General features: G+C 70.6%; 19 protein-coding genes and 2 pseudogenes. 7 read left to right on the forward strand and 14 right to left on the reverse strand.

All coding sequences use genetic code 11. The features are described from left to right. Nucleotides 1–98: 98 nt before the first annotated feature. The gene (locus ACZ5DS_RS10750) at nucleotides 99–626 is read right to left on the reverse strand and encodes an isochorismatase family protein (RefSeq protein ID WP_468235884.1); all 528 of its coding nucleotides are present in this window, start codon (nucleotides 624–626) and stop codon (nucleotides 99–101) included. Nucleotides 627–645: 19 nt separating this feature from the next. Further along, nucleotides 646–1,083 carry a MarR family winged helix-turn-helix transcriptional regulator gene (locus ACZ5DS_RS10755; protein WP_468235886.1) on the reverse strand — a complete coding sequence of 146 codons (438 nt, stop codon included), beginning with the start codon at nucleotides 1,081–1,083 and terminating at the stop codon, nucleotides 646–648. A 121-nt stretch (nucleotides 1,084–1,204) separates the two neighbouring features. On the opposite strand from ACZ5DS_RS10755, the gene ACZ5DS_RS10760 reads away from it, so the two are divergent. Together ACZ5DS_RS10760 and ACZ5DS_RS10765 are read left to right on the forward strand one after the other, a co-directional pair. Then, the gene (locus ACZ5DS_RS10760) at nucleotides 1,205–2,122 is read left to right on the forward strand and encodes a quinone oxidoreductase family protein (protein ID WP_468235888.1); all 918 of its coding nucleotides are present in this window, start codon (nucleotides 1,205–1,207) and stop codon (nucleotides 2,120–2,122) included. Nucleotides 2,123–2,252: 130 nt separating this feature from the next. Continuing rightward, nucleotides 2,253–4,130, forward strand: a complete 1,878-nt coding sequence (locus ACZ5DS_RS10765; RefSeq protein ID WP_468235891.1) for an exo-alpha-sialidase — start codon at nucleotides 2,253–2,255, stop codon at nucleotides 4,128–4,130. On the opposite strand, the gene ACZ5DS_RS10770 is transcribed toward ACZ5DS_RS10765, so the two are convergent. Beyond that, the gene (locus ACZ5DS_RS10770; protein ID WP_468235893.1) at nucleotides 4,080–5,234 is read right to left on the reverse strand and encodes a bile acid:sodium symporter family protein; all 1,155 of its coding nucleotides are present in this window, start codon (nucleotides 5,232–5,234) and stop codon (nucleotides 4,080–4,082) included. The genes ACZ5DS_RS10765 and ACZ5DS_RS10770 overlap by 51 nt on opposite strands. A gap of 86 nt (nucleotides 5,235–5,320) precedes the next feature. On the opposite strand from ACZ5DS_RS10770, the gene ACZ5DS_RS10775 reads away from it, so the two are divergent. Then, on the forward strand, nucleotides 5,321–6,199 hold the full coding sequence (locus ACZ5DS_RS10775) for a LysR substrate-binding domain-containing protein (RefSeq protein ID WP_468235895.1): 879 nt from the start codon (nucleotides 5,321–5,323) through the stop codon (nucleotides 6,197–6,199). Here the strand turns inward: ACZ5DS_RS10775 and ACZ5DS_RS10780 are convergent. After that, nucleotides 6,181–7,164 carry an Lrp/AsnC family transcriptional regulator gene (locus ACZ5DS_RS10780; protein ID WP_468235897.1) on the reverse strand — a complete coding sequence of 328 codons (984 nt, stop codon included), beginning with the start codon at nucleotides 7,162–7,164 and terminating at the stop codon, nucleotides 6,181–6,183. The two genes, ACZ5DS_RS10775 and ACZ5DS_RS10780, sit on opposite strands and share 19 nt — an antisense overlap. A gap of 109 nt (nucleotides 7,165–7,273) precedes the next feature. Here ACZ5DS_RS10780 and ACZ5DS_RS10785 point away from each other — a divergent pair, with 109 nt between their 5' ends. Both ACZ5DS_RS10785 and ACZ5DS_RS10790 read left to right on the forward strand, forming a co-directional pair. Then, on the forward strand, nucleotides 7,274–8,764 hold the full coding sequence (locus ACZ5DS_RS10785; RefSeq protein ID WP_468235899.1) for an MFS transporter: 1,491 nt from the start codon (nucleotides 7,274–7,276) through the stop codon (nucleotides 8,762–8,764). Between the two features lie 302 nt (nucleotides 8,765–9,066). Next, complete coding sequence (locus tag ACZ5DS_RS10790) at nucleotides 9,067–10,893, forward strand: AMP-dependent synthetase/ligase (RefSeq protein WP_468235901.1); 1,827 nt, start codon at nucleotides 9,067–9,069, stop codon at nucleotides 10,891–10,893. Between the two features lie 7 nt (nucleotides 10,894–10,900). Here ACZ5DS_RS10790 and ACZ5DS_RS10795 read toward each other — a convergent pair whose 3' ends face one another. The 8 genes and pseudogenes from ACZ5DS_RS10795 to pqqA all read right to left on the reverse strand — a co-directional run bounded on the left by ACZ5DS_RS10795 (nucleotide 10,901) and on the right by pqqA (nucleotide 21,239). Beyond that, nucleotides 10,901–12,931, reverse strand: a complete 2,031-nt coding sequence (locus ACZ5DS_RS10795; protein WP_468235903.1) for a PQQ-dependent sugar dehydrogenase — start codon at nucleotides 12,929–12,931, stop codon at nucleotides 10,901–10,903. 15 nt (nucleotides 12,932–12,946) lie between these two features. Beyond that, the gene (locus ACZ5DS_RS10800) at nucleotides 12,947–17,443 is read right to left on the reverse strand and encodes a glycosyl hydrolase family 28 protein (RefSeq protein WP_468235905.1); all 4,497 of its coding nucleotides are present in this window, start codon (nucleotides 17,441–17,443) and stop codon (nucleotides 12,947–12,949) included. Nucleotides 17,444–17,454: 11 nt separating this feature from the next. Continuing rightward, nucleotides 17,455–17,559 (reverse strand): annotated as a pseudogene (locus ACZ5DS_RS10805) (Tat pathway signal sequence domain protein); the annotation flags it as partial. 111 nt (nucleotides 17,560–17,670) lie between these two features. Next, entirely contained in the window at nucleotides 17,671–18,855 is a 1,185-nt protein-coding gene (locus tag ACZ5DS_RS10810) for a glycoside hydrolase family 88/105 protein (RefSeq protein ID WP_468235908.1), read from the reverse strand. Next, a complete protein-coding gene (pqqE, locus tag ACZ5DS_RS10815) occupies nucleotides 18,852–19,937 on the reverse strand; it encodes a pyrroloquinoline quinone biosynthesis protein PqqE (RefSeq protein WP_468235910.1) in 1,086 nt (361 codons plus the stop codon). The genes ACZ5DS_RS10810 and pqqE overlap by 4 nt, the downstream gene beginning before the upstream one ends. Continuing rightward, nucleotides 19,934–20,218, reverse strand: coding sequence for a pyrroloquinoline quinone biosynthesis peptide chaperone PqqD (pqqD, locus tag ACZ5DS_RS10820; RefSeq protein ID WP_468235913.1), 285 nt, complete (start codon nucleotides 20,216–20,218; stop codon nucleotides 19,934–19,936). The genes pqqE and pqqD overlap by 4 nt, the downstream gene beginning before the upstream one ends. Then, nucleotides 20,215–21,075 carry a pyrroloquinoline-quinone synthase PqqC gene (gene pqqC / locus ACZ5DS_RS10825; RefSeq protein ID WP_468235915.1) on the reverse strand — a complete coding sequence of 287 codons (861 nt, stop codon included), beginning with the start codon at nucleotides 21,073–21,075 and terminating at the stop codon, nucleotides 20,215–20,217. Before pqqC ends, pqqD begins: the two co-directional genes overlap by 4 nt. Next, nucleotides 21,072–21,239, reverse strand: a complete 168-nt coding sequence (gene pqqA / locus ACZ5DS_RS10830) for a pyrroloquinoline quinone precursor peptide PqqA (protein ID WP_468235917.1) — start codon at nucleotides 21,237–21,239, stop codon at nucleotides 21,072–21,074. The genes pqqC and pqqA overlap by 4 nt, the downstream gene beginning before the upstream one ends. A gap of 306 nt (nucleotides 21,240–21,545) precedes the next feature. On the opposite strand from pqqA, the gene ACZ5DS_RS10835 reads away from it, so the two are divergent. After that, complete coding sequence (locus ACZ5DS_RS10835) at nucleotides 21,546–22,382, forward strand: aldo/keto reductase (RefSeq protein WP_468235920.1); 837 nt, start codon at nucleotides 21,546–21,548, stop codon at nucleotides 22,380–22,382. A gap of 211 nt (nucleotides 22,383–22,593) precedes the next feature. Here ACZ5DS_RS10835 and ACZ5DS_RS10840 read toward each other — a convergent pair whose 3' ends face one another. Beyond that, nucleotides 22,594–23,205, reverse strand: a complete 612-nt coding sequence (locus ACZ5DS_RS10840; protein WP_468235922.1) for a hypothetical protein — start codon at nucleotides 23,203–23,205, stop codon at nucleotides 22,594–22,596. Nucleotides 23,206–23,396: 191 nt separating this feature from the next. On the opposite strand from ACZ5DS_RS10840, the gene ACZ5DS_RS10845 reads away from it, so the two are divergent. Next, a complete protein-coding gene (locus tag ACZ5DS_RS10845) occupies nucleotides 23,397–24,092 on the forward strand; it encodes a glycoside hydrolase family 75 protein (RefSeq protein ID WP_468235924.1) in 696 nt (231 codons plus the stop codon). 13 nt (nucleotides 24,093–24,105) lie between these two features. Here ACZ5DS_RS10845 and ACZ5DS_RS10850 read toward each other — a convergent pair. Beyond that, nucleotides 24,106–24,844: pseudogene (locus ACZ5DS_RS10850) on the reverse strand (SDR family oxidoreductase). Nucleotides 24,845–24,897: the final 53 nt, after the last annotated feature.

Below are 24,897 nucleotides of genomic sequence, written 5' to 3' on the forward strand. Positions count from 1 at the left end.
CGCGTTCGGCCTCTCGACACCGGCGCGCCCCCTACGGCTCTCTTCGCGGCCGGCGCGTCGGCACAGTAGGGGTTGGTGGGCCCTTGCCGTCGGCAGGGTCAGCCGTTGGTGAAGCTCAGCTCCCGAGCTCTCGTCACCGTGCCCAGCCTCGGGAAGTCCAGCCGGATGGACGCCTCGTGCTCGGCAGTCGTGAACGCGGCCATGGCATCCTCGACGAAGACCAGGTCGTAGCCGAGGTCGGCGGCGGCGCGGGCGGTGGACTCGACGCCGAGGTTGGTGGACACCCCGCCGAACACCAGGGTGCGAATGCCGCGTTCGCGCAGCCGCTCGTCCAGGCCCGTGCCGTGGAAGCCGCCGATGGTGCGTTTGACGATCTCCAGGTCGCCGTCCCGGCACAGCCCCGCCACGAGGCCGCTGCCGGGCGGCTGTTCGGCGACCGAGGGACGTTCGACCCGGATCAGCACGACGAGTGCACCGGCACGGCGGAAGGCGGCCGCCAACTCCTCCGACGTGGCGAGGACTTCGGTGCCTTTGCGGGGTTCCAGGGGCAGCGCGACGATGCGGTCCATCAGATCGACGAGGACGAGCGCGGTGCGCTGGGGATCGAGCACGGGAGCTGCGGTCATGACGGAACGTTAGCCGCGATCAGCCGTCCGTGCCGGAAATCCGGATCAACAGGTCCGTGAACTGATCGCGTTCGGCCGTCGACAGCGGGGCGAGCAGCTCGTCGTTCGCCTCTCGGGCGGCCTTCTCGCAGCGGACGAGGAGGCGGGCGCCCGGGTCGGTGAGGGACACGGCGTTCTTGCGCCGGTCCCTGGGGTCGGGGGCGCGGACGACGTGGCCGGCGGACTGCAGGTCGTTGAGGATGCCGACCAGGTCCTTGGGGTCGAGGCCCACACTGCGGCCGAGGTCGGCCTGGGCGACGGGGGCGAGGTCGCGGACGGCGGAGAGGACCACGTGGTGCCACATCTTCATCCCCTCGGCCGCGAGGGCGGCGGCGACCAGGGAGCGGCCGCGGGCGGCGGCGCGGCCGAGGAGCCAGCTGGGCAGGGCGCGGATGGCGGGGAGGGGTGCTTCGGCCATGCCCGCAGCCTACCGAAGAATCATTGGACTTCCCAACGATACTTCAGTACCGATGGGGCTCCCAATGAATTCATGGGTTTTCCCAACGACCTGCCGGTCTGCCCGGCGTCTGGAGGTTGCGATGCGTCGCATCCGGTACGAGTCCGCCGGCGGCCCCCTGTTCCTGGAGGAGGCCCCCGTCCCGGAACCCGGGGCCGGCGAGCTGCTGGTGCGCTGCGAGGCGGTCGGCGTCACCCTGCCCGTCGTCCGCAAGGTCACCGAGGCCGCCGAACCGATTCCGCTGGGCGGCGAGGTCGCCGGCGAGGTGGTGGCGGTCGGCGCGGGCGTGACCGGCTTCCGCACCGGCGACCGGGTCACCGGGCTGTGCTTCGGCCACGGGTACGCGGACTTCGCCGTGCTGCACGAGACCATGGCCTCCCCCGTGCCCGACGGCGCCACCGCCGTCGACGCGGTCGCACTCGTGCGCAGCGGGCTGGTGGCGCTGGGCGCGCTGGAGGCGGCCCGCCCCGCGCCGGGCGAGGCGGTGCTGGTCACGGCGGCTGCGAGCGGGGTGGGGCATCTTGCCGTGCAGCTGGCCCGGGCGCGGGGCGCCGGCCGGGTGGTGGGCGCCGTGTCCGATCCGGCCAAGGCGGACTTCGTCCGCTCGCTGGGCGCGGACGACTGTGTTCAGTACAGCGACGACAGCTGGGGGGAGCCGGTCGACTGCGTCCTGGATGCGGTCGGCGGTGACCTGCTCACCCCTGCCCTCGCCGCGCTCGCCCCGCACGGCCGTCTGGTCGCCTACAGCTCGGGCGGCGGCACGATCCGGGCGTACGACCTGCTGGTCGGGGCCAAGTCGGTGATCGGCTTCCAGATGGCACTGATCGCCCGAGGCCGCCCGGAGCTGTACGAGCAGTGGCGGCGGGAGCTGTGGCGGCTGTTCGCCGACGGCACACTGCAGCCCGCCGTGCACGGCGAGTTCACGCTGGAGGACGCGGGGAAGGCGCACGAGACGATCGAGAGGCGGGCCAACCTCGGCAAGGTCGTCCTGCGCCCGTAGCCTTCGCCCGTTTCTTGTTCTGCACGCTTCTTGTGAGCCTCCCGGGCCCCAACTACCTTCGATGGGACGGACGTTGGACGTGGGACGTCCGGATGTCCGGATGTCCGGCCGACGAAGGGCAGGTCTCACCATGCCGTCAGGTCTTCGCGTCCGTCTCAGATCCGCACTGTCCACCGCCCTCACGGCAGCGGCGCTGCTCGTACTGTCACTCGTCTCCCCGCACCCCGCTCACGCCCAACCAGCCGCTGATGACCCGGAGTTCGAGCAGCAGGTCCTCTTCAAGGCCTCCCAGGACCCCGGCTACGCCTGCTTCCGCATCCCCGCGATCGTGCGGACGACCGACGGCACGCTGCTGGCGTTCGCCGAGGGCCGGGTCCTCAACTGCGGGGACGCGGCCGACATCGACATCGTGGTCAAGCGCTCCACGGACGGCGGGCGCACCTGGGGCCCCCTGCAGGTGGTCAACGAAGGCGCGGGCGACACCCACGGCAACCCGGCGCCGATCGTGGACCGCGACACCGGCCGGATCTGGCTGGCCGAGACGTACAACACGGGGCGTACGGACAGCGCCAGTTGCTCGATCCCCTGCGACCGCACCCCGCATCTGCAGTTCAGCGACGACGACGGACTGACCTGGTCCGAGCCGCGCGATCTGAGCCCCGAGATCCTGCCCGCCGACTGGAACTCCTGGTACGCGACCGGCCCCGTGCACGGCATCCAGCTCACCCGCGGCCGGTACGCCGGCCGGCTGGTCTTCGGCGTCAACACCGAGACGTGGGACGGCAGCCGGGTCAGCGCCAACCATGCCGCGCTCATCGTCAGCGACGACCACGGCGGCCACTGGCGGATCGGCGCCACCGACACCTGGCCGATCGCCGCCGACGGCACCTTCCGGCAGAAGCCCTCCGAACTCACCCTGGCCGAACGCACGGACGGCTCGATTCTGGTCAGCGGCCGGGAGCAGGACGGCACCGACCTCGGCCACCGCACCCAGACCGTCAGCCGTGACGGCGGCGGAAGCTTCACCGCGCCCTTCCGCGACCTGCCGGACCTCTACACCCCGCAGGTGCAGGGCTCGATGCTGCGCCTCGGCGACCGCATCCTGCTGTCCTGCCCCGCCGACCCCGACCGGCGCCGCACGATGATGATCCGGTCCTCCTACGACGGCGGCCGCACCTGGGACAGCGTGGACCGCGGCACGGTCGTCACCAGGGACTGGTCCGGCTACTCGGACCTGGTGCGTGCCGATCGCGACACGGTCGGCCTGATGTACGAGGGCGGTGCGGTCGACGCGCGCGACGAGATCCGTTTCGCCCGCTTCACCGAGGACTGGCTCGCCCCGCGCCGCGGCCCCGACCCGCGCACCGCCGACCTCGCCCCGCGTGCCCGCCCGGCCGCGGTGCTCGGCGACGCCGAGGAGACGGACGGTGTGTTCGGCGGCGCGCTGGAGTTCGACGGCACCGACGACGCCGTACGCCTGCCGTACCGCCCCGAGCTGCCGCTCGGCAGCGGGGACTTCACCGCGTCCCTGTGGTTCCGGTACACGGCCACGGCCGGGGAGCAGCCGCTGCTGTGGATGGGCGGTATCGGCACCAGCCAGCCGCAGGTGTGGGTGCGCGGCGAGCCGGCGAACAACCGTGTGCAGGGCCTGATCACCGTGCGCAACGGCGCGGCCGCCCCGCAGACCGCCTACGTGCGCACGGCTACGGCGTACAACGACGGCCAGTGGCACCACCTGGTGCTGCGCCGGAGCGCCGACGGGCTTGTGCTGTCCGTGGACGGTGCGCAGTCCACCGTCGCCGATGTGCCGGGTTCCGTCAGCCGCAACTCCCCCTTCGGCGTGCACCTCGGTCAGCGCATGGACAGCCGGGCCTTCTTCACCGGCGCGATCGACGAGGTCCACGTCTGGGACCGCGCCCTGACCGACGCGGAGCTGTCCGACCCGAAGGTGCTGCGGTCACCGAAGGACACGCTGCTGTGGCTGCCCCTGGACCACGTGAGCGGTTGAGTCGCCTGTCCGCTCGGTGGGCTCGTCCAGGTCGTGGGAGCGCCGCTTGGCGATGACCGCGCAGACCATCAGCTGCATCTGGTGGAAGAGCATCAGCGGCAGCACGGCCAGGGAGGCATGGGCGCCGAACAGGACGCTCGCCATGGGCAGCCCGGCGGCCAGGGACTTCTTCGATCCGGCGAACTGGACGGCGATCCGGTCCTCCCGGCCGAAGCCGAGCGCCCTGGCGCCGTACCAGGTCAGGACCAGCATGACGGCCAGCAGGACGGCCTCGACGCCGAGCAGCGCGGCCAGCCGGACGGGGCTGACCTGGTGCCAGATGCCCCGGGTCATGCCCTCACTGAACGCGGTGTAGACGACCAGCAGGATCGAGCCGCGGTCGACCAGGCCGAGGACCTTCTTGTGCCGGGCCACGAAGCCGCCCGCCCGTCGCCCGCCACCACCCTGCTCGACGCGCTCCGCGCGGCCCCTTTTGACTCCGCAGTGACGCAGCACCTGGCCGGCGAGGAACGGCACCAGCAGCTGGAGCACGATCTTCACCAGGGAGTCGGCGGAGAACCCGCCGCCGTCGCCGCCCAGCAGTCCGGCCGCCAGCAGCGGCGTGACGACGATGCCGACCAGGGAGGAGAACGAGCCCGCGCAGATGGCGGCAGGCACGTTTCCCCGGGCGATCGAGGTGAACGCGATCGACGACTGGATGGTGGACGGCACCAGGGTGAGGAACAGCAACCCCTGGTACAGCGGCTGGGTCAGCACCACCGGCACCAGGCCGCGTGCGGCGACGCCGAGGACCGGGAAGATGACGAAGGTGCAGGCCAGGACGGTGACGTGGAGCCGCCAGTGCCTGAGGCCGTCCAGTGCCTCGCGGGTGGAGAGCCGGGCACCGTAGAGGAAGAAGAGGAAGGCGATCGCGGCCGTGGAGGCCCCGGAGGCCACGTCGGCGCCGGTGCCCCGGGCCGGGAGGAGCGCCGCGAGGCCCACCGTGCAGAGCAACAGCACGATGTACGGGTCGATCGGCATCCAGCTCGGCCAGCGCAGGCGTTTCACGGTGCTCCACTTGCTGTTCGTCAGGTCGGTGCAGGAGCCCGGAGGACCCCTCTCCATCGTCCTCCTGCCCGGGCCGATCGGGAATCCCGCATACCACTCTGACTGCCATCGCAATCCGTGATGACCAGCGGTACGCTGGCGTTGTGTACGACCCCACCCACCTGCGGACGTTCCTGGCGGTGGCGCAGACGCTCAGCTTCACGCAGGCCGCCCGGCGGCTCGGGCTGCGCCAGTCCACGGTCAGCCAGCATGTGCGCCGGCTGGAGGACGCCGCGGGCCGTCAGCTGTTCTCCCGGGACACCCACTCCGTGGAGCTGACCGAGGACGGCGAGGCCATGCTGGGCTTCGCCCGCCGGCTGCTGGAGGTGCACGAGCAGGCGACGGCGTTCTTCACGGGCACCCGGGTGCGGGGCCGGCTGCGCTTCGGCGCCTCGGAGGACTTCGTCCTCACCCGCCTGCCGGAGATCCTGGAGGGCTTCCGGCACGACCATCCGGAGGTCGATCTGGAACTGACGGTGGAGCTGTCGGGCACGCTGCACGAGCAGCTGGCGGCCGGGAAGCTCGACCTGGTGCTGGCCAAGCGGCGCCCCCAGGACCCGCGGGGCGAGCTGGTGTGGCGTGACGACCTGGTGTGGATCGGCTCCGAGCACCTGCGTCTGGATCCCGACCGGCCGGTCCCGCTGATCGCCTATCCCCCGCCCGGCATCACCCGCGCCCGTGCCCTGGAGGTGCTGGAGGAGCAGGGGCGGGAGTGGCGGATCGCGTGCACCAGCGGCAGCCTCAACGGCCTGATCGCGGCCGCCCGGGCCGGGCTCGGCGTGATGGCCCACTCACGGCGGCTGATCCCGCCGGGCCTGTTCCGGGTGCCGGACCGCGCGGGCCTGCCGGAGCTGGGCAAGGTCGACTTCGTGCTGGTGCACGGCCGGCGGCGGGGCGCGGCGGAGGGGGCTGCGAACGCGTTGGCGGCGGCGGTCCTGGCGGGCGGGGACCGGTTGCACCGAGGTCAGCGCGGCGGGCGCTGATACGTCAGCTGCTTGACTCGGCGCAGGAACGGCGTGGTCTCCACGTGCTGCACGCCCGCCAGTCGGCCGAGGGGCCCGCTCAGGTAGGCGTACAGGCTCGCGGTGTCGGGGACGACCGCGGTGGCGACGATGTGGGACGGGCCGGCGGTGGCGGAGGCGAAGACGATCTCGTCGTGGGTCGCGAGGGCTTCGCCGACGGTGTGCAGGGCGGCGGGGGCGGTGGTGATCCACAGGACGGCCGACCGGGGGTGGCCCAGGATCTCCAGGTTGTACTCGACGTCGATGTACACCGCGCCGGAGGCGAGCAGTGCGGCGAGGCGGCGTTTGACCGTGGACTCGGAGCGGCCGGTGGCGCGCTGCAGTTCCGGGTAGGTGGCCCGGCCGTCGCGGTGCAGGACGGCGAGGAGCGGCTCGTCCTCCGGGTCGATGCGGGACGGTCCGGCCGGTGCCACGGGATCGGGGCGCAGGGTGGCGATCTGGTCGTCGCTGAGCGCCCGGAACTTGGACAGCCAGCCGGTGGGTCCGCCGTAGAACCGGTGCAGCAGCTGCTGGGCGCGGATCTCCACCACGCTGGGGGTGCGCGGCAGCTTGCCGAGGAGGAGGTCGTCGTGGTCGCCGGGGCTGCGCGGCCGGGTCATGCAGAGGACCTCGGTGCCGCCTGCGGCCAGGCCGATCCAGTACGTGTCGGGTCGCTTGGCGAGCGCGTCGGCGATGACGGCCGCGGCGTCGGGGGCGCAGCGCAGGCGGAGCAGCCACTGGTCCTGGCCGAGGGCCTCGGCGTCGCGCAGCGCCACGACCCGCAGGCCGCCCTCGGCGGTCAGCCGGCGGAAGCGGCGCGCGATGGTCTGGTCGGAGACGCCGAGCACCTGCCCGATCCGGCTGAAGGAGGCCCGGCCGTCGATCTGCAGGGCGGACAGCAGCTGGAGGTCGAGATGGTCGAAGGTGTCGGATTCCATCGTCAGCATGCGCTCCCCCATCGGATTTCGTCGCCGTGGCGGCCCGTTCCGGGTTGATCGGCCGCGCCCTACGCATCGTACGGAGCGATACGCAGCCGTCGTACAGGGAGTTGAGGACATGCGTACATGGGGGACGCTCACGGCCGTGTGCCTGGGCACGTTCATGTTGCTGCTGGACGTGACGATCGTGGTGGTGGCGCTGCCGGACATGGCCGGGGCGCTGCACGCGTCGCTGAGCGATCTGCAGTGGGTGGTCGACGCCTACGCGCTGGCGCTGGCGGCACTGCTGCTGGGTGTGGGGGCGGCCGCTGACGTGCTGGGGCGGCGCCGGGTGCATGTGGCGGGTGTGGTGCTGTTCGCGGTGGCGTCGCTGCTGTGCGGGCTGGCGTCGGGGCCTGGTGTGCTGGTGGCCGCGCGTGTGGTGCAGGCGGTGGGGGCGGCGGCGATGTTCGCGACGACGTTGCCGTTGCTTGCCTCGGTCTACCAGGGGCAGCGGCGGTCGGTGGCGCTCGGGGTGTGGGGCGCGGTGAGCGGCGGGGCCGCGGCGGTCGGCCCGGTGCTGGGCGGTCTGCTCACCGAGGGGCCGGGCTGGCGGTGGATCTTCTTCGTGAATCTGCCGGTGAGCGTGGTCGAGGTGTGGCTGACGCTGCGCATGGTGCCGGAGTCGAAGGGGCTGCGCGGGATGCGCGTCGACTGGTCGGGTACGGCGGCCTTCGCCGCTTTCGCGGGCGGGGTGACGTACGCGGTGGTGCGGGCCGGGGAGGACGGCTGGATGGCTCCCGGGGCGCTCACGGCGTTCGCCTGCGCGGCGCTGGCGCTGGTGGTGTTCGTGCTGGTGGAGCGGCGGGCGGCGCATCCGCTGCTCGACCTCGGGCTGCTGCGCAAGCCCGCGTTCGTGGGGGTGATGGCGGGGGCGTTCGCGTTCAACGGGGTGGCGTTCGGAGTGACGCCGTACGGGTCGATCTGGATGCAGACGCTGCTGGGCATGAGTCCGGTGCGGGGCGGGCTGACGCTGCTGCCGCTGACGGTGGCGGCGATGATCGTGGCCGTGCTGGTGGGGCGGCTGCTGCACGGTGTGCCGGCGCGGCTGACGATCGGCGGCGGGCTGCTGCTGATCGGCTCGGGGAACATCTGCCAGGCGGTGCTGGACGCGGGCTCCGGCTGGGCGGCGCTGGTGCCGGGGTTCGTCCTGGTGGGCGTCGGCACCGGGTTCGTGTCGCCGACCGTGGCCGGGGCCGCGCTGGCGTCGGTGCCGCAGGAGCGGTCCGGGATGGCGGGCGGTGCGGTGAACACGGTCCGGCAGCTGGGGTACGCGCTGGGGGTCGCGGTGTTCGGGACCGTCCTGACGTCCCGGATGACCGGCCCACTTCCGCACGGCGCGGCCCACACGCTGGCCGGCGGCGGCGCGGCGGCCCTGCGCGGCAGCGTCCCGGAGCACGCGCTGCGCGCCGCGTTCGCCTCGGGTCTGAACGGCGCGCTGGTCGCCGCGGGCCTGGCGGGGATCGCGGCGGGTGCCCTGGTGCTGATACTGGTCCGGACACCACCGCCGGCGGCAGGGGCCCCGGCCGGTGCGGTGCGGCAGGAGGCGGCGGTGCCTGAGCGCGGATGACGCCTCCGCGCCGGTGCGGACGGTGCGGTCACAGGGCGGTCCCGGCGCTTTATGGGGCCGCCCTGGCCGTAATCGGGTCGTACAGATTCGGTGGAGATTACGGCACCGAAACTTACTGACCCGTCAGTATTGTGTCCGGCCCTTCCCCATGTGAGGGTATTTTCCGGTCGTCGTCCGGGCAGAAGGTGCCGTTTGCTGGGTTTCCTTACCCCTCCCGAACGGCGAACGGGTGGGGTAGCTTTCACGGCGCTGAGCGGCATCACATGGGCGTGACCGATGAGCGAGGAACGGGGAGCGAGGGTTTGCGCGAGTTCACCACCCCTCCGTTGGCGTCGGCACCGCCGGTGGGCGGTCTGGCCGATGTCGTCTTCGAGCATGCCCGGACCGACCCTCTGCATGTCGCGCTGGGCCGCAAGGACGAGTCGGGACAGTGGCGGGACGTGACCTCCGCCGAGTTCCGCGACGAGGTCCTCGCCCTGGCCAAGGGGCTCCTCGCCCGCGGCGTCCGGTTCGGCGACCGGGTCGCGATCATGTCCCGCACCCGCTACGAGTGGACCCTGTTCGACTTCGCGCTGTGGACGATCGGCGCCCAGGTGGTGCCGATCTACCCGACCTCCTCGGCCGAGCAGTGCTTCTGGACGCTCTACGACGCCGAGGTGTCGGCCGCGATCGTGGAGCACGAGGACCACGCGATGACCATCGCCACCGTCATCGACCGGCTCCCGCAGCTGCGGCAGCTGTGGCAGCTGGACGCGGGCTGTGTGCAGGAGCTGTACGACGCCGGCGCGCATCTGGACGACGAGGTGGTGCACCGGCACCGGCAGGCGGTCACCCCGGACTCGGTCGCCACGATCATCTACACCTCGGGCACGACCGGCCGCCCCAAGGGCTGTGTGATCTCGCACGGGAACTTCATGTACGAGGCGGACACCGTCATCGAGCGGTGGGAGCCGGTGTTCCACTCCAAGAAGGGCGACGAGGCCTCCACGCTGCTCTTCCTGCCGTTGGCGCACGTCTTCGGGCGGATGGTGGAGGTCGCCGCGATCCGCGGCCGGGTCCGTTTCGGCCACCAGCCGCAGCTGCACGCGGCCGCGCTGCTGCCGGACCTGGCCGCGTTCCGGCCGACGTTCATCCTCGCGGTGCCGTACATCTTCGAGAAGGTGTTCAACGCGGCCCGGCGCAAGGCGGAGAAGGACGGCAAGGCGGGGCCGTTCGAGAAGGCGGTCGAGGTCGCCGTGCGGTACGCCGACGCCGTCGAGGCCAAGGCCTGGGGCACCGGTCCGGGCCCGTCGGCGGCCCTGAGGATGCAGCACCAGCTGTTCGACAAGCTCGTGTACGCGAAGGTCCGCACGGCGATGGGCGGGCGGATCCGGAACGCGATGTCCGGTGGTTCGGCGATGGACCGCAGGCTGGGGCTGTTCTTCGCGGGCGCGGGCGTGCAGATCTACGAGGGCTACGGCCTGACCGAGTCGACGGCGGCGGCCACCGCGAACCCGCCCGAGCGCACCCGCTACGGCACCGTCGGCCAGGCGATCCCGGGCGTCACCGTGCACATCGCGGACGACGGGGAGATCTGGCTGCACGGCGGGAACGTCTTCCAGGGCTACCTGAACAACCAGAAGGCCACCGACGAGACCCTGCACGACGGCTGGCTCGCCACCGGTGACCTCGGTTCCCTCGACGAGGACGGCTATCTGACCATCACCGGCCGCAAGAAGGAGATCCTGGTGACCTCCGGCGGCAAGAGCGTCTCCCCCGGGGTCCTGGAGGAGCGGGTCCGCGACCATCCGCTGGTCAACCAGTGCATCGTCGTCGGCAACGACCGCCCCTACATCGCCGCCCTGGTCACCCTGGACCAGGAGGCGGTGGAGCACTGGCTGCAGATGCGCGGCAAGCCGCAGCTGACGCCGGTCCAGCTGGTGCGGGACCCGGACCTGGAGACGGAGGTGCGGCGGGCGGTCGTCGCCGCCAACACCCTCGTCTCGCAGGCCGAGTCCATCCGCACCTTCCGCATCCTGGCGCAGCCGTTCACCGAGGAACACGGCCTGCTGACACCGTCGTTGAAGCTGAAGCGGAAGGCGATCGAGAAGGCGTACGAGACCGAGGTCGAGGCCCTCTACCGGGCCTGACGCCTTGTCAGCCGATGGTCACCTTGAAGATCTTGTCGGATCCGTCCGCCGCTCCTCCGTTGTTGTCGCAGTTGGTGGTGGACAGCCACAGCTGGTCGGCGCCCGGCACCTTGGTGACGGTGCGCAGCCGGCCGTAGGTGCCGACGTAGTACGCGGTCGGGGTGCCGACCTTCTCGGTGTCCCCGCTGATCGGGATGCGCCACAGCCGTTCGCCGCGCAGGGAGGCCAGGTAGATGACGTTGCGGACGATGGCGATGCCGCTGGGCGAGGCCTCGGAGACGTTCCAGGTGGCCTTGGGGTTGGTCATCCCGGAGACGCTGCAGTTGCCTTCGCAGGTGGGCCAGCCGTAGTTGGCGCCGGGCTTGACGAGGTTCAGCTCGTCCTTGGAGCTGTTGCCGAACTCGGCCTCCCACAGGCGCCCGTTGCGGTCGAAGGCGAGGCCCTGCGGATTGCGGTGGCCCAGGGAGTAGACATAGTTGCCGAACGGATTGCCGGGAGCCGGCTTGCCGTCGGTCGTCATGCGCAGGATCTTGCCGTTGAGGGAGTTCTTGTCCTGCGCGAGGTCGGGCGTCTGGGCCTCGCCGGTGGAGACGTAGAGGTAGCCGTCGGGGCCGAAGGCGAGGCGGCCGCCGTTGTGGTAGCGGTTCTTCTTGATGCCCTGGAGCAGCACCTTGTAGTCGGTGAGCTTGGTGCCGTCGTACGTCATGCGGACGACCCGGTTGCCCTCGGACGCGGTGTGCATGAAGTAGACGTAGTGGTCGGTGTCCCACTTCGGGTCGACGGCCACCCCGAGCAGACCGCCCTCGCCGTTGGTGGTGACGGCGTTGGGAACGGTTCCCACCTGCGTTTTGGTGCCGCTCCTGGTCAGCTTCCAGACCCGGAAGTCGTCCCGCTCGGTGACCAGCGCCGACTGGCCGTCGGGCATCCAGTAGGTGCCCCAGGGGATGGTCCAGCCGGTGGAGAGCGTGGCGATGGAGGAGGGGACGCCGCCGTCGGTGGCGCAGGCTTTGGTGGTGAAGGTGACCGTGTTGCTGGGCGCTGAGACGTTGCCGGCGGCGTCGCGGGCGACGACGTCCAGGGAGTACGGGCTGTTGCAGGCGAGACCCGTGAGCGTGGTGGACGTGCCGGTGGTGACCGTCTTGTAGACGGTGGTCCCGCTGCGTATGTCGTAGGCGACGACGGCGCGGTCGTCGGTCGACGCGCCCCAGCCGAGGTCGACCGTGTTCGCCGTGATGTCGGCTGTGGTCAGGGTGCCGGGTGCGGTCGGCGGGGTGCTGTCGGAGCTGGGCTTCGTCGTGCAGTCGACGACGGGGCTGGCCGGCGAGGTGTTGCCGGCAGCGTCGCGGGCGATGACGGTGAGGTTGTAGGTGGTGTTGGGGGCGAGCCCGGTCAGGGCCTTGCTGGTCGCGCTCCCGGGTGCCTCGCCGATCTTGTTGCCGTGCTCGTAGAGGTCGTACGCCGTGACGCCCACGTTGTCGGTGGACACGCCCCAGGCGAGGGTCAGGCCGCTCTCGCCGATGTCGGAGCAGCTCGGCTGACCCGGGCGGGTGGGGGCCTGGGTGTCGGCCGCGGCGGCGAGGCTGATGCGGTCGAGGTTGGGGCCGCCGTTGGCGGTGGTGGCGGTCGCGCGGATCGTGTTGGTACCCGCCGAGAGCGGGACGTCGACCGCCTTGGTCGCCCAGGTGTTCCAGTCGGCGGTGGCCGGGAAGGAGACGCCGGACGCGACGACCGTGCCGCCCACGGAGATGTCCATGGGGCGGTCGGTGGAGGTTCCGTTGGCATAGCGGAACGTCACCGAGGAGGTGCCTGCGGCGGCCGCGCTCACGGTGAATTCCACGGAGGAGTCCCGGACGTTGGTGTAGTCGACGAAGCCGGTGCCCGTGTAGCCGGTGTGGTTGGTGGCCACGCTGCCCTGCGAGATCCGGGCGTCCTCGGCCTGGTAGTCGGTGGCCGCGAGGGCGGTGCCCTCGCTCAGACCGGCCAGGGGCAGCGCGAGGGCCGCGGCCAGGCCGTACGGCAGAACTCTCTTGAGATGCATGGTGGTTCCCCTCGGCTAGCTGTTGACCGGGTTCACGCGGATCAGCCGTGTTTCGCCCGGCCGCAGCGTCGCGCTGTACGAATCGGCGATCACGCCCTTGTGGGAGCCGGACCAGAGGTCCGTGACGTCACCGGAGCCGGTGAAACCCACCTGCGACCAGTTCACCGAGACCGTCGCACTGCCGGAGGTACCGGTGTTGAACAGCGCGACCACGTACGCGCCGCTGCCCTCCCGTTTGCTCCAGACCTGCTTGACACCACTGTTCACCAGCCGCTTCGCGGCCACTCCGTCCTGGTCGACGCCGACCAGCCGGTCGTTGGTGAGCATCGCCCTGTCGACCGGGTCGAGGTGGGTGAGGTCGGTGCCGAGCAGCAGGGGTGCCGCCGCCATCGCCCACAGGGTGAAGTGCGAGCGCCGCTGGTCGGCGGTGAGTCCGGCCTGGTCGCCGTTGCCGATTTCCAGGGAGTCCAGGTCGTTCCAGCCGCCGGGGCCGGCGTACGGCTGCCAGTCGGCGGCCGAGGTGAAGCGGGCGGACACGTGCTTCCAGTCGGTCAGCGGGTAGCCGCTGCCGCTCGGGCCCGGCCCGCAGTAGCACTCGACGTCGCCCTGGGTGCGCCAGCTGTTGGCCAGCTGCCGCCAGGTGGAGGCGTGCGTGATGGGCAGGTTGTTGGAGAGGGCGAAGGTGAGGGGCCGGCCGGTGGCTCGCAGGGCCTTGTCCCAGGCCTGGACGTCGGGAATGTCCTGGCTGCCCACGCCGTCGATCTTCAGGTAGTCGACACCCCAGGAGGCGAACTGCTGCGCCCAGGAGTTGACGAACTCCTGCGCGCCCGGCTTGGAGTAGTCGATGGAGTACATGTTCTTGCAGTTGTAGTTCTTCTCCGTCTTCGAGGTGTCCGCGATGTCTTTCGCGTGGTATGGCGTGCCCTCGATCGGGGTGTTCTTGGTGACGGCGTTCTTCGCGATGCCGGGAGTGACGTAGAAGCCGAACTTCAGGCCCTTGGAGTGGACGTAGTCGGCCAGGGCCTTGATGCCGCCGGGGAACTTGTCGGTGTCGACGGTCCATCGTCCGTAGGAGTCGACGACGAAGCCGTTCGAGTCGCACTTCTGCCAGAAGTCGTCCAGGTTGACGTGGACGAAGCCATGGTCCTTCAGGCCGCTGGAGACCAGGGCGTCGGCCTGCGCCCTGATCTTCGCCCCGGTCGGCCGGCGGCGCACGAAGCTCCAGCTGCTCCAGCCCATGGCGGGGCGGAGCGACTGGCCGTTGTCGGAGGAGGTGCTCGGGGTGGCTGCCGGTGTGGCGTACGACGTGCCGATCCACGCCTCGTCGATCCGCAGCCGCCGGTAGCGGGCGGTGTCGGTCGAGGCGGCCCAGGTGCTGTCGACCTCCAGGCGTACGGAGCGGGCGGTGGCCGGCGTCAGGTCGATCCCCTGGATTCCGCGCCGACTCGGGAGCTGCCCGGTCTTCACCGCGCTTCCCCAGGTCCGGCCGTCGTCGCTCAGGAACACCTTGTAGTCCTTGATGCGGGCGGACTGCTCGGTGCCGGAGCGGGCGTAGGCGACGGAGTCCTCGCGCTGGTTGAGGCCGATGTACTGCACCTTCTTCGCGGCGCCGAGATCGAAGGTGAGGGTGACAGGGAGCGTCTTGTCGTTGTCCCAGTAGGTGAGGTGGTCGCCGTCCGCGGCCGCACTGCCGGCGTGCCCGCTCGCCGACGCGCTCGCGGTCGCCCTGACACCCGACAGGATTCCCTGGCGGCCGGCGGTGACGACCTTGAAGACGGTGTCGTACGGGTCCCAGCTCCCGAGGCCGCTGAGCGTGAGTACGCCACCGGACTGCGACCACGAAACCGCCTCTCCTGTACGGAGGTTGGTGACGGACGCGATCCGGTAGCCGATGTCCCGGATGCGCAGGGTGCCGGTCGACGGTGGGGTCAGGACGTGCACGTACTGCCGGTTCGGGTCGGTCCGGCTGATCGTGGTCACGCCGTGCGCGCCGTCGTTCCAGAAGCCGGGCTTGAGGCCGCCGTACATATAGCCGCCGCCCTCGGTGCCGTGCAGGGACTCCCAGATGGGGTCGAGGTAGGAGTCGGCGAAGCTGTTGAAGGAGGCCTGGTTCGCCGGGATCCTGCCGTTGACCTGGGCGGTCTCGGCCATGAGCGCCTTCACGGAGGAGCCCGCGTTGCTGATCAGGCGGCCCAGGGTGAGCTTGCGGTCGACGGACGGGTTCGAGCCGTCGTACCACCAGGCGCCGGTCGAGGGCAGCTTGAAGTCGGCCTCGGTGAGCCGGGGTTGGGCGGTGTAGACGGCCTGGGGATAGTCGTAGGCCGGGGTCATTCCCGTCTTCTGCTCATTGCTGATCATGTCCATGATCGGCGTGTCTTCGTTGTTGTTGCTCAGGGTGTAGGTCGGGCGCTTCTGATAGATCTGCGCGTAGAGGTCGTGGCTCTCCCAGTACGCGTTGTCGTTGTCGATCCAGAAGCCGCCGAGGTCGGGGTAGCGGTCCATGACCTCGAAGAAGTTGTCGTAGCTGAACTGGCCGAAGCCGTCGCGGGTGGTCAGGTCGACGTGCCGGCCCTTGTAGGCGGAGTACGCGGCCGAGTCGAGCCACTCGTGGCCGCCCTCGTCGTGCCACTGGGGGTCGTCGGTCATGTAGAGGATGACCTTCATACCCTGGGCCTTGGCGGCGGTGATCAGCTCCCCGAGGACGTCCCGCTCGGTCGAGCAGGAGCCGGGGATCTTCGACGGCCAGGGGCGGGCGTAGCCCAGGCGACTGTGGAATGTGGCCAGGACGAGGTACTGCGTGTGCAGTTTGCGGGCTTCGTTCACCCAGTAGTCCGGCGTCCAGCCCCCGTCGGTGACGTCCTTCTCCCAGGCGGTGCAGCTGGTGTGGGCGGGGGCGGTGCGCAGGCCCCAGTGCAGGAAGAGGCCGCCGACGGAGGTGCGGAGGAAGTCCTGGCGCGGGTTCTCGAGCTCCAGGGGCCTGGCCGGCGCGCCGCAGTTCTCCGTGGACCCGTCGGACGCGATCCGCAGGGCGCCGCCGGAGGGGGTGTGGCTGTCGGTCAGGCAGTAGTCGGTGACGTTCTGGAAGCCGGCGTCGTGCGGGGAGTTGCTGCCGCGCTGAGCCGTGAAGCGGGTGAACCGGATGCCGCTCGCCGCGTTGGCGATGACCGCGGGACGGCCGTCGTTCGCGGCGAACTTCACGGAGCTGTCGGTGAAGGTGATGTCGTCCGCGTTGTGCAGGTACCAGCCGTAGGCCGGACGGGTGCCGATGGCCTTCGGGTTGTAGTCCTTCGGGTCGTTGCCCGGCACGCCGGTGGACATGGTGCCGTTGCCGCCGGGCACGGTGATGTCGACGTGGTTGAACGCGACATGGCTGATCCGGTGGCCGGTCTCGCCCCACAGGGTCGGGCTGAAGGAGGGGGTGTTGCCGGTGGCCGTGATGTTGTCGTACGTCACGTCGCTGATCGAGCCGACGCCCGGGCTGTTGCCGCAGCGCTTGCGGGTGCCGATCTTCTGCATGATCGGTGAGTGGACGCCGGTCATGGTGATGTCGCGGTAGTGGACGTCGGAGATCTTCGCACCGTCCATGGAGACCATACCGAGGCCGGACTTGTCGGCGCCCTCGATGCGGATCTTCTCGAACTGGTAGTCGGAGAAGTCACCGCAGGTCTCGGAGCCGAACATCAGGGCGTTGCAGCACCTGGCCGAGAGGGAGGAATCGCTCACCCGGACATGACCGTTGGGGAGCTTGGCGCCGAGGGCGTAGTCGCTCTTGAAGACGAGGGCGTCGTCGTTGGCCTTGATGTTCGCGTTTGTCACCGTGACACCGGTCGTGGAGATGATGTTCCAGCCGTCGCGGTCGCTCGCGGTGTCGATGGTCAAATGGTCCGAGGCGACGTTCTTGCAGCTGTTGATCAGGGCCGCGAAGTGGCCGCCGCGGCGCAGGGTGAGGCCGTCACCGAGGCGCAGTCCGTCGCAGCGGGTCAGCGAGATGATCTTGTCGGCCTCGCCGGACTTCGGGTTGCCGGTGATCAGGTTGCCGGCTCCGTCGATGACTCCTGCGCCGGTGAAGCCGATGTTCGTGAGCCGGTCGCCGTAGATCATCGCGTTGTGGAAGTGGCTGTGCCCGTAGTCCTGGTACCTGTCGTACGGATTGGACTCGGGCGGGTCGTAGGTGTCCGCGGCGGAGCCCTGGATCGTGGCGCCCCTGTCGACCTGGAGCGTCACGTTGCTCTTCATGTGGATGGTGTTCTTGGACTTGTACGTGCCGGCCGGGAAGCGGACCGTCCCGCCGCCGGCCGCGTTGGCCGCGGTGATGGCCTTGTCGACGGCGGGGGTGTCGTTGGTGGATCCGTCGCCCTTGGCACCGTAGTCGCGTACGTCGAAGACGGCGGTGGCACGGGGCGACGGCTGGGGGGCCGCGAGGGCGGCGGGGTGGGCGAGTCCGAGGACGACGGCGAGGACGAAGAGGACGACCCCTGCCGCACCTCGGCCGTGCCGGGTACTGGATGGCATGTGACGGCTCCTCAGGCGAGTTGGTAGCCGCGTAGATTGGCGAGCAGCAGGTAGGTGTTCTGCAGGGAGCCGGAGGTGTCGCCGAGGGAGCGGTAGATGCCCCACTTCGGGCGAATGTCGGCGATCGCGAGCTTCAGCTCGATGGTCTGCTGTCCTCCCCCACGCTCGGCTTCGCTCGCGCCGCCCAGAGTGGCGCCCAGGAGTGCTCGTCTGTCGTGCTCATGACATTACTCTCCTCGCAGTTGCTCGTTCATGATCAGGAAGGCGCCCAGGCCGTGGAAGTCGTTCGTGGCCCGGGTCCGGGCGGCGTAGTACGCGTAGTCGCCGACGTTCGTGCCGACGGAGATGTCGGTGAGGTTCGTACGACCGTCGGCGCCGACCGAGACCCTCGCCAGCACGCCCTCGTAGCCGCGCCGGGCGACGGCCGCGTAGTGCGGGTCGAGATACCCCTGCCGGGCGCCGCGCGAGAGGGCGTAGGTGAACATGCTGGAGCAGGACGTCTCGGTCCAGTTGTCGCTCCTGCTCCCCTTGTCCATGACCTGGAACCAGCGGCCGCTTGCCGGGTCCTGGTACCTCTCCAGGCCGGCCGCCAGGCGCCGGAGGATGCCGAGGAGTTGGGGCCGACGAGGCTGGTTCGCCGGAATCGCGTCGAGGACGTTGACGAGCGCCATGGAGTACCAGCCGACCGCGCGGCACCAGTGCTCGGGGGCGAGTCCGGTCCGCGGGTCGGCCCAGCTCGCGGTCCCCGACTCGTCGTAGGCGTGCTTGAGCAGCCCGTTCGCCACCTGGAGATGGCCGCCGTAGACCGTGAGCTGCCTGGCCGCCTCGTCGTCCGCGTACGCGCTGTCGCCGAACTCCCTGCCGTACTCGACGAGGAACGGGTTCACCATGTAGACGCCGTCCGCCCAGAGTTGGTGGGCGCGGCTGCTGGTGTCGGCGTGCCAGAAGCCACCCTCGCTCGTGCGCGGGTAGGTGTTCAGGCGGTCGCGGATCTTCTTCGCCGCCTTGCGGTAGCGGTCCTGGCCCGTCTCGTGGTGCAGGATCACCAGCAGACGGCCCGCCTGCATGCTGTCCAGGTTGTTGAAGGACTGGCTGATGGAGCCGTCGCTCTTCACGAAGCGGTCGACGTAGCTCTGGATGTAGGCGAGGTAGCGCGCGTCGTGGGTGCGCTGGTAGGTGAGGTACTGGCCGTAGAGGTAGAGGCCGACCGGGTACGACCAGCCGCCGATGGTGGTCGGGGTGTAGCGGGCCATGGTGGAGTCGATCAGGGCGGTGGACCAGTCGCGGGCGGCGGCCGGCCGGTGCGGGGTAGGGGCGGCGACGGCCGGGGGCACGGCGGCGGGCAAGGCGGCCAGGCCGGCCGTGGTCAGCGCGAGTGCCGCGAGGGCCGCCCGCAGGCGTCGGCGTCTCATGGTCCTCCTTCGTGCGGGGCTTGTCGGTAGGCGTACGCGAGCCGCCCGGGCCCGTGCACGAGGTCCTGTACGAGGTGGTGGTCCGGGGCGTGCCGGCAGGCGGGGTCGGTGCGGGCCGGGTCGCCGGTGAGGGCGTACGCCTGGCAGCGGCAACCGCCGTGGTCGATGCCGCGCAGGGCGCAGCCGCGGCAGGGTTCGGGCATCCAGGACTCGCCCCGGAAGAGGTTGAAGGCCTTCGACTCCCGCCAGATCTCGTCCAGTTGGTGGTCCCGGACGTTCGGCGGGTCCAGGCCGGGCAGGGTGGCCGCGGCCGGGCAGGGCAGGGCGGTGCCGTCGGGGGCGACGGTGAGCGAGATGCGGCCCCAGCCGCCCATGCACGGTTTCGCGGTGGCGTCCACCAGGTCGGGAGCCACCCACACCAAATCCAGTGAATCGCCCAGCCGTTCGCGCCAGCGGGCGACGGCCGAGCGGGAGCGCTCCACCTGGCCTTGTGTGGGCAGCAGGGCGGCCCGGTTGCGCTGCGCCCAGCCGTGGTACTGGGTGTGGGCCAGTTCCAGCCGGTCCGCACCCCAGTCCACGGCGAGCCGGACCAGGTCGTCGAGCGCGTCGAGGTTGGCGCGGTGCAGGACGGCGTTGAGGCCGAGGGGCAGGCCCGCCTCGCGGACCAGCCGGGCCGCGCGCTCCTTCGCCGCGAACGACCGTACGCCCGCGATGCGTTCGGCCACGGCGGGGTCCGTGTGCTGCACGGACAGCTGCACACTGCGCAGACCGGCCGCGACCAGAGCGGCCAGCCGCCGCTCGCCCAGGCCCACCCCGCTGGTGACCAGCTGGGTGTACAGGCCCGCCGTGTCGGCGGCGGCCACCAGGTCGGGCAGGTCGCGGCGCAGCAGCGGCTCGCCGCCGGACAGATGGGTGTGGACGACGCCGAAGGCGCCCGCCTGCCGGAACACCCCGGCCCACTCCTCGGTGGCCAACTCTGTTGACCGACCAACCAGTTCGACGGGGTTGGAGCAGTAGCCGCAGCGCAGCGGGCAGGCATGGGTGAGTTCGGCGAGCAGGGCCCACGGCGGGGCGACGCTCATGTCAGACAGCCCTCCTTCCGCAACCCGGCCAGGAAGTCCGGGACTTCGGCGGCGACCGGTGCGCCGGGGAAGCGTGCGGTCAGCGCGGCGACGATGCCGGACACGCTCCGGCTGCCGTCGCACAGCCCGAGGACGGTGCCCGCGCGGCCGTGCAGGACGACCACGCGCTCCGGCAGCAGCAACAGATCCGCGCCCCGCACCGGGTCGTGCCGCAGCACCACGCCCCGGGCGAGGGCAGGGCGCCAGGCCGTCCCGCCCCGGGCGGGGTGCCGCGCCGTCACGTGCCGCTCCCGTCCACCGCGTCGAGCAGCGCCCACAGCACCTCGCACTTGAAGGTGAGCGCGGCCACCGCCCGTTCCTGCTGTTCGCGGGTGCGGGCTCGGTCGAGGACCAGGGCGAGGGCCTCGTCGCCGTCGCGGGCACCCTGGGTGACACGGGTGCGGAAGTAGGCGAGACCGGCCGGGTCGATCCACGGGTAGTGTCGTTCGAAGGCGGCGATGCGGGTGCGCATCAGGTCCGGCGCGGACAGTTCGGTCAGGGAGGCGGCGACGGCGTCCAGGGTGGGGCGCAGCCGGCAGAAGGTGACGTAGCCCTCGACCGCGAACCGCACCCCGGGCGGCACCCGGGAGGCGTCCCACAGCTCCTCGCGGCTGAGGCCGGCCGCCTCACCGAGCCGCAGCCAGCGCTCGATGCCGCCCTCGCTCCCGGGGCCGCCGTCCCCCGTGCCGTCGTGGTCGCGGATGCGGCGCAGCCAGAGGCGGCGCTGCTCGGGCCGGTCGAGCCCCGCGAGGATCAGGGCATCCTTGACGGGGATGTGCCGCTGGTAGTGGAAGCGGGCGGCGATCCAGCGGCGCAGCTCGGCCGGGGTCAGCTCGCCGCGGTGCATCCGCAGGTTGAAGGGGTGCCGGTCGTGATACCGAGCGGCGTTCACGGCGCGCAGCCGCTCGGTGAACTCGGCGCGGGACCAGGGGGCCGCGGTTGCGTCGGCGGGCGGCAGGGTGGCGGTGTCGCCGGTGTGCGACGCGGGGGTCGGGCCGCTGGGGTGCGGTGCGGCCGTGGGGCTGCCGGAGCGCGCAGCCGTCGGGGCGTCGTCTGTAGCCGTCGTAGCACCCGTTACAGGCGGGACGGTCGTGCTCATGAGGCCTGGGGCGGCTCGGGCGTGCGGCGGTCGGCGAGGGCGTAGGCGGTCACCTCAAGGGCGGTCTCCACGACCTGGTACGCGGGGCTTTGCCACGCCTTTTCATCGGATGTCTGGGGGTCCGGGTGGGCCGTACGAGAGGCCGTGGACAGGGTTTTGCTCATGTGCGCGTACCCGCTTTCCTGAGGGATGGGGGTTCTCAGAAGGCAGCAACGGCCATGTCAGCAGCCGTTCACATGCATGCACCGGGTTCAGTCACACGTCCGGTGGCGCGATACAGAGTCGCGGGATGACGGGCCGCGGTCAATGGTCCGGACCGAGAACGTCGGATGCGTTTCCGGCCAATCTGGGCTTCCGAAAACTGACTCACCGGTCAGTCGGTGCGGATTCCACGGTCAGGAATGCAGAGCGGCGCGTGATCGTTGACGATGGGAGTACCACCTGTCGACAACCGAAGGATCAAGAAGCTCGTGAGCAGCAAGGTCCCCCCGAAAATCCTCAACAACGGCGTCGAGATGCCCCAGCTGGGCTTCGGCGTCTGGCAGGTGCCGGACGACGAGGCCGAGCGGGCCGTCGCCACGGCGCTCGAGGCCGGGTACCGCAGCATCGACACAGCGGCGATCTACGGCAACGAAGAGGGCACCGGCAAGGCGATCGCCGCCTCCGGCCTGCCCCGTGAGGACATCTTCGTCACCACCAAGCTCTGGAACAGCGACCAGGGGTACGACGCCACACTGCGCGCGTTCGACGCGTCACTGGAGAAGCTGGGTCTCGACCATCTGGACCTGTACCTGATCCACTGGCCGCTGCCGTCCCGGGGCAAGTACCTCGACACCTACAAGGCGTTCGAGAAGCTGTACGCCGACGGCCGCGTCCGGGCGATCGGCGTGTCCAACTTCCTTCCCGAGCACCTGGAACGGCTGATCGACGCGACCTCCGTCATCCCGGCGGTCAACCAGATCGAACTACACCCGCACCTGCAGCAGCGCGCGGCGCGTGCGTTCCACGCGGAGCAGGGCATCGCCACCGAGGCCTGGTCGCCGCTCGGCCAGGGCAAGGGCCTGCTGGAGGTGCCGGCCGTCGTCGCCATCGCGCAGAAGCACAACCGCACTCCGGCCCAGATCGTGCTCCGCTGGCACATCCAGCAGGGCAACATCGTGATCCCGAAGTCCGTGACGCCGTCGCGGATCAAGGAGAACATCGAGGTGTTCGACTTCAGCCTGGACACCGAGGACCTCGCGGCGATCAGTGCCCTGAACGAGGACCGGCGGCTCGGCCCGGACCCGGCCACCTTCGACATGGGCTGACCGACGCCCGGCGAACGGCCGTCCGCTCCGCCCGAGCGGCGGGGCGGACGGCCGTTTTCTGGACTCCTCTGCGGGAGCCGTTTCCTGGACTCCTCTGCGGGAGCTGTTTCCTGAACTCCTCTACGCGAGCTGTTTCCTGAACTCCTCTGCGGGAGGCGTTTCCTGAACTTCCCTTCGGGAGGGGCGTATTCGGGCGCCCGTCCGGACGGGGTCAGCCGACGTGCACGTCCGTGTGCACGACCTCGAACTCCTCCAGGCCGACGACGTTCACATGCGCCTTGGCGACGCCTTCGTGCCGGGCCGCCGCCTGGCCGGCCCGCGAGGCCACCATCGCGTCACGGTCGACCCAGAGGGTGCCGACCTGGCCCGTGCCGCGGTCCCCGTCGACGAGCAGGGCGGCCGTGGCCAGGCCGGGCAGGGTCTCGAGCCGCGGGAGCACGGTCGACCGGAAGGTCTCGGCGACCAGGTCGCCGTCCGCGGGGTCGAACTCCACGCGCGTGATGCGCAGTCCGCCGCCCATGCGCGGCGGCTGGAGCGGTTGGTACACCACCGCCTCGAAGTTCTCCACCGTCAGTGTGCCGGCGAACGGCTCCAGCAGGCCCTGCCTGCGCCGGCGCATGACCTCGTCGCTGTTGCGCCGCGCCTCTTCGGTCTCCCACCAGCTCACGCCCAGCAGCTTGCCGAGATCCCGGTCCACGAAGACCCCGGCTCCGCGGTAGCCCGGACGTTCCTGGAGCAGCTCGCGCCCTTCCGTGTTCAGGGCCCTGACAGCCGTGTCGATCTTCGCGGGGTCGCCGGTCACATAGACGGTGCGCACGAACATGACATTTCGCCTCCCAGTCCGACACGACCAGTGTTCTCCCGGGAGTAGAACCCCGCAAAGCGCACGACTCGCGCGACATCCCCTGCAAGGGTCGAGCGACTTCCCCGCACAGGCTTGACGGGGACATGCGGATGGGGCCACCTTGTACGGCAGCTGGTAAGGAAACTTTCCTAACAGAAGGGTCCCCCACAGTGCGTCTTCGAACACTGACCCTCGCCACGGCCTCCGGGGCCGCCCTCCTCGCCGCCGGAGTGCTGCCCGCCCACGCCTCCGGCCATCGCGCACCCGCTTCCGTGCAGGAGGGTTCGGTCAGCGCGGCCGACCTGCTCGCCAAGGTGACGTCCTGTTCGCAGATCTCCAACGGCAAGTACAAGACCGACGACGAGACCTCGGCCACGATCCCCGTGTGCGGCAAGAACGGCGCGGTGTTCTGGAAGGCCGACATGGACATCGACTGCGACGGCCAGCGCACCACCAACTGCAACGAGAACCGCGACCCCTGGTACCAGGACGACACCGCCTTCCACCAGTCCGACGGCAAGCCGCTGAAGGCCGAGTCGCTGCCGTACGTCGTGGTCCCCAGCTCCAGCAGCATCTGGAACTACTCCAGCGCCGGCATCAAGGGCGGCGGCGTGGTAGCCGTCATCTACAACAACAAGGTCGAGTACGCCGTCGTCGGCGACACCGGCCCTACCAAGATCATCGGTGAGGCCTCGTACGCCACCGCCAAGGCGCTCGGCATCGACCCCGACCCGGCCACCGGCGGGGTCGACTCCGGCGTGACCTACATCCTGTTCAAGAACTCGAAGGTCTCCCCCATCGAGAGCCACAGCGCCGCCGTGTCCCTCGGAGACCAGCTGGCCAAGCAGTTCATCGCGAACAACTAAGGCCGTGCGTACGTCAGTTGGGCTGGCCCAGCGGGCGTACGACCACGGTGTTGACGTCGACCCCGGCCGGCTGCCGGATCGCCCAGACCACCGAGTCGGCGATCTGGTCCGCGGTCAGGAGGTGCCCCGGGGGCAGGCTCCCGTAGCTGTCCCAGAACGGGGTCTCCACCCGGCCGGGGGCGACCAGCGTGACACCGATGCCGAACTCCGTGACCTGGCGCCGGGTGTTCTCGGCGAGTCCGGTGACCGCCCTCCCCCACTCTCGGCTTCGCTCGAGCGGGCGGTACCCCCATGGTGGCACCGTAGAAGTTGCCCGGGCCGTGCACGAACCCGGCGACGCTGCCGATCAGCACGATCCGGCCGCGGGTCTCCTTGAGCGCGTCGACGGAGGCGCGGATGAGGAGAGCGGGGCCGAGGACGTTGGTGAGGACCATCTCGGTCCAGCCGGCCGGGTCGCCTTCGGCGACGGTGTCGTGCGTGGCGAAGCCTGCGTTGGCGACGACGGTGTCCAGTCGGCCGTATGCCTTGAGCGTACGGCCGACCGCATCCTGTACGTCGTCGAAGGCCGACGCACTACCGACGACCGTCAGCAGCCCGTCGGGATTCCCCATGCTCTCGGCGAAATCCCGCAGCCGCTGCTCCCCGCGCCCGGTGACGGTGACCCGGTACCCGGCATCCAGCAGCTGCCGGGCGACGGCGGCGCCGATACCGCTGCCTCCGCCGGTGATGAGCGCGACCGGAGCGTCGTTCATGGTTTCCCCCTGCGTGTCGGTGAACGAACGGGAGTCCATCACTTCGAGCACTC

The organism is Streptomyces sp. NPDC031100 (assembly GCF_055570785.1).

Coding starts and splice junctions, on each gene's coding strand:
- ACZ5DS_RS10795 (WP_468235903.1), bottom strand. CDS start 12,931: ATGCATCTCAAGAGAGTTCTGCCGTACGGCCTGGCCGCGGCCCTCGCG.
- pqqE (WP_468235910.1), bottom strand. CDS start 19,937: ATGAGCGTCGCCCCGCCGTGGGCCCTGCTCGCCGAACTCACCCATGCC.
- ACZ5DS_RS10750 (WP_468235884.1), bottom strand. CDS start 626: ATGACCGCAGCTCCCGTGCTCGATCCCCAGCGCACCGCGCTCGTCCTC.
- ACZ5DS_RS10785 (WP_468235899.1), top strand. CDS start 7,274: ATGCGTACATGGGGGACGCTCACGGCCGTGTGCCTGGGCACGTTCATG.
- ACZ5DS_RS10765 (WP_468235891.1), top strand. CDS start 2,253: ATGCCGTCAGGTCTTCGCGTCCGTCTCAGATCCGCACTGTCCACCGCC.
- ACZ5DS_RS10755 (WP_468235886.1), bottom strand. CDS start 1,083: ATGGCCGAAGCACCCCTCCCCGCCATCCGCGCCCTGCCCAGCTGGCTC.
- ACZ5DS_RS10840 (WP_468235922.1), bottom strand. CDS start 23,205: ATGTTCGTGCGCACCGTCTATGTGACCGGCGACCCCGCGAAGATCGAC.
- ACZ5DS_RS10780 (WP_468235897.1), bottom strand. CDS start 7,164: ATGCTGACGATGGAATCCGACACCTTCGACCATCTCGACCTCCAGCTG.
- ACZ5DS_RS10770 (WP_468235893.1), bottom strand. CDS start 5,234: ATGGAGAGGGGTCCTCCGGGCTCCTGCACCGACCTGACGAACAGCAAG.
- ACZ5DS_RS10800 (WP_468235905.1), bottom strand. CDS start 17,443: ATGCCATCCAGTACCCGGCACGGCCGAGGTGCGGCAGGGGTCGTCCTC.
- pqqA (WP_468235917.1), bottom strand. CDS start 21,239: ATGAGCAAAACCCTGTCCACGGCCTCTCGTACGGCCCACCCGGACCCC.
- ACZ5DS_RS10760 (WP_468235888.1), top strand. CDS start 1,205: ATGCGTCGCATCCGGTACGAGTCCGCCGGCGGCCCCCTGTTCCTGGAG.
- ACZ5DS_RS10810 (WP_468235908.1), bottom strand. CDS start 18,855: ATGAGACGCCGACGCCTGCGGGCGGCCCTCGCGGCACTCGCGCTGACC.
- pqqC (WP_468235915.1), bottom strand. CDS start 21,075: ATGAGCACGACCGTCCCGCCTGTAACGGGTGCTACGACGGCTACAGAC.